Raw genomic sequence first — 2,414 nt, 5'->3', positions numbered from 1 at the left:
AGCCCGTCAGGCCAATAGGCGCATGATGGCGCGTGCTGGTTACGGTCGGCGCATTTCAGCAAGCGATTCGCCGGGTGTTCAATCTGGCCAGCGTAAGACGCCGGACGAATCCTTGCGGGCGAGTTTCATCGCATCGGCCGGGCGGTCCTTGGCGGTCAATATGGCGCGCAGCCGTTCGGCGACGATCTCGGCCTCGCCGGGATGAAGATTGCAGGGGTCGAGGAAGAAATGGCCGCGCTCCACCTCATGGTTGCGCACGATGATCGGTGGCGAGCCCGTCGCCAATGCCGAGGTGAGGCCGGCCGCCGTGAACCGGCTTTCGGGCAGTACAAAAATCTGAAGCCGATCGAGAGGGTTGGCGGTCGGATCGGGAATGATCTGCGCGACAATGCCCGGCAGGCCCTGCAACGTCTCCTTCCACAGGTTGAGCGCGGCGTCTTCGCGGCGGCGGATGCCGGCATGGTCGCGCTTTTCCCAGGCTTCCAGTGCGGCCATGGTGCCGGCGATGCTCTCCTTGCCGACCTTCATGGCGCGGGCGACGCCGCGGTTCTGGAGATAGGCGGTGCGAACCAGATCCTTGCGCCCGGTGACGATGCCGCTGGTCGGCCCACTCAGGAATTTGTGGCCGCTGTAGATGACAATGTCGGCGCCGCGCGCGAGGAAGCCGCGCAGATCATACTCTGAAGCCGCATCCACGATCACAGGGATGCCCCTGGCGTGGCAGATCTCGCAGAATTCCTCCAGGGACAGCATGCCATACTGCACGGTGTGGTGCGCAACGACGTAGAGGCCCGCCGCCGTGCGGTCGTTGATCGCGTCGCGCACATGATAGTCCTGCGTCACGCTGACCGTGCCGGCCGGCACGACCCTGGCGCCCGCCAGCCGGACCGACTGGTCGATCGGCGCACCATAGTTGACGATGTGCCCGAGCTGGACGATGACCTCCGACTTGAGGCCCTCCGTGTTATCAGGCAGCCGCTCGATGGCGAGCAGATTGGTCCCCGTCATAGCACCTGCGATCGCCATGGTGATGCCGCTGGCGCAGCAGGCAGTGATGAAACCGGCCTCGCCGCCGGTCAGGCGCGCGACAATCGTGCTTGCGGCACGTTGCAGGTCATCCATTTCCACCCATTGCGAGGCCATTTCCGCCATGGCGCTGATCGCTTCGGGGACGATGATCGACGCGCCGAGCGCGGTCATCGTGCCGGAGACATTGATGATCGGGCGAAGGCCGAGCCGTTCGCGGATGGTGGTGTTGGAGCCGTCGGTGGACGTGGTTTTCATCTCTCGGATTCCATTCTTCTAAAGGTCAGGCGGCGATCTCGACAACCGCCTCGATTTCAACGGTGATGTTTCCAGGCAAGGAGCCGACGCCGATCGCCGAGCGGGCATGGCCGCCGATATTGTCGAACACATCGGCAAACAGGTCGGAACAGCCATTGACCACTTTCGGGTGGTCGCTGAAGGTCGGTATGGCGTTGACGAAGCCGAGCAGCTTGACGACGCGCACGATCCGGCCAAGGTCGCCAGTGGCTGCGTGCATGACGGCAAGCAGATTGAGGCCGGTGAGGCGGGCATGGCCATAAGCCTGCTCGACGCTGACATCCTCCCCCACCTTGCCGGTAAACAGCGTGCCGTCGGTGCGCAGCGGACCCTGGCCGGACAGGAAGATCAGCCGGCCGCTTTCGGCATGGGTGACGAAGTTGGCGATCGGTGTCGGCGGCTCGGGCAGCGTCAGGCCCAACGCGGCGAGCCGGATATAAGGCGTCATGAAAGAAGGCTCCTTGCGACAGCGTTCGCTGTCCCGTTCTAGAAATGCGAGGCGCGGAAGCGTGCCAGGAAGGTGCGCAGGCGCTCATTGTCGGTGTCGGCCGCCAGGATTTCGGCGGGTGGACCCGCCGCGCTGACGCCGCCATCGGCCATGAAGATGATGCGGCTCGAGGCATCGCGGGCAAACGCCATTTCGTGCGTGACCATCACCATCGTCATGCCGTCCTCGGCCAGGCTGCGAACGACCTCGAGCACCTCGCCGACCAGTTCCGGGTCGAGCGCGGAGGTTATCTCGTCGAGAAGCAGGATCTTCGGCCCCATGGCCACGGCGCGGGCAATGCCGACGCGCTGCTGCTGGCCGCCGGACAGTTCGGCGGGCAGGCTGTCGGCCTTGTGGGCGAGGCCGACCCGGCCGAGCCAGTGTTCGGCGATGGTGCGCGCTTCGGCGTTGCTCTTGCCGCGCACCTTGGTGAGGCCAAGCATGATGTTGCCGGCGGCTGTCAGGTGCGGAAAGAGGTTGAAGCTCTGGAACACCATGCCGGTCTCGGCGCGCATCGCGGCGAGATCGCGTTCGCTGCGACGCTGGCGGGTTCCGGCTTCGCGAAAGCCGACCTCCTTGCCGTCGATGCGGATCGAACCACTGT

3 protein-coding genes are annotated in these 2,414 nt (G+C 65.0%); all 3 read right to left on the bottom strand.

The genetic code is table 11. The features are described 5' to 3' along the window. Nucleotides 1-78 precede the first annotated feature (78 nt). Nucleotides 79-1,284, bottom strand: a complete 1,206-nt coding sequence (locus EN939_RS30055) for an aminotransferase class V-fold PLP-dependent enzyme (protein ID WP_127271290.1) — start codon at nucleotides 1,282-1,284, stop codon at nucleotides 79-81. Nucleotides 1,285-1,309: 25 nt separating this feature from the next. Beyond that, complete coding sequence (locus EN939_RS30050; RefSeq protein WP_127271288.1) at nucleotides 1,310-1,771, bottom strand: RidA family protein; 462 nt, start codon at nucleotides 1,769-1,771, stop codon at nucleotides 1,310-1,312. Nucleotides 1,772-1,809: 38 nt separating this feature from the next. Beyond that, the coding region (locus tag EN939_RS30045; RefSeq protein ID WP_164751345.1) for an amino acid ABC transporter ATP-binding protein at nucleotides 1,810-2,414 on the bottom strand (605 nt) is incomplete at its 5' end.

The organism is Mesorhizobium sp. M7A.F.Ca.CA.002.05.1.1, assembly GCF_003998335.1.
Lineage (GTDB): Bacteria > Pseudomonadota > Alphaproteobacteria > Rhizobiales > Rhizobiaceae > Mesorhizobium.
The sequence above is the reverse complement of the archived record's forward strand: the minus strand, read 5'-3'. Positions and strand labels throughout refer to the sequence as shown.

Coding starts and splice junctions, on each gene's coding strand:
- EN939_RS30050 (WP_127271288.1), bottom strand. CDS start 1,771: ATGACGCCTTATATCCGGCTCGCCGCGTTGGGCCTGACGCTGCCCGAG.
- EN939_RS30055 (WP_127271290.1), bottom strand. CDS start 1,284: ATGAAAACCACGTCCACCGACGGCTCCAACACCACCATCCGCGAACGG.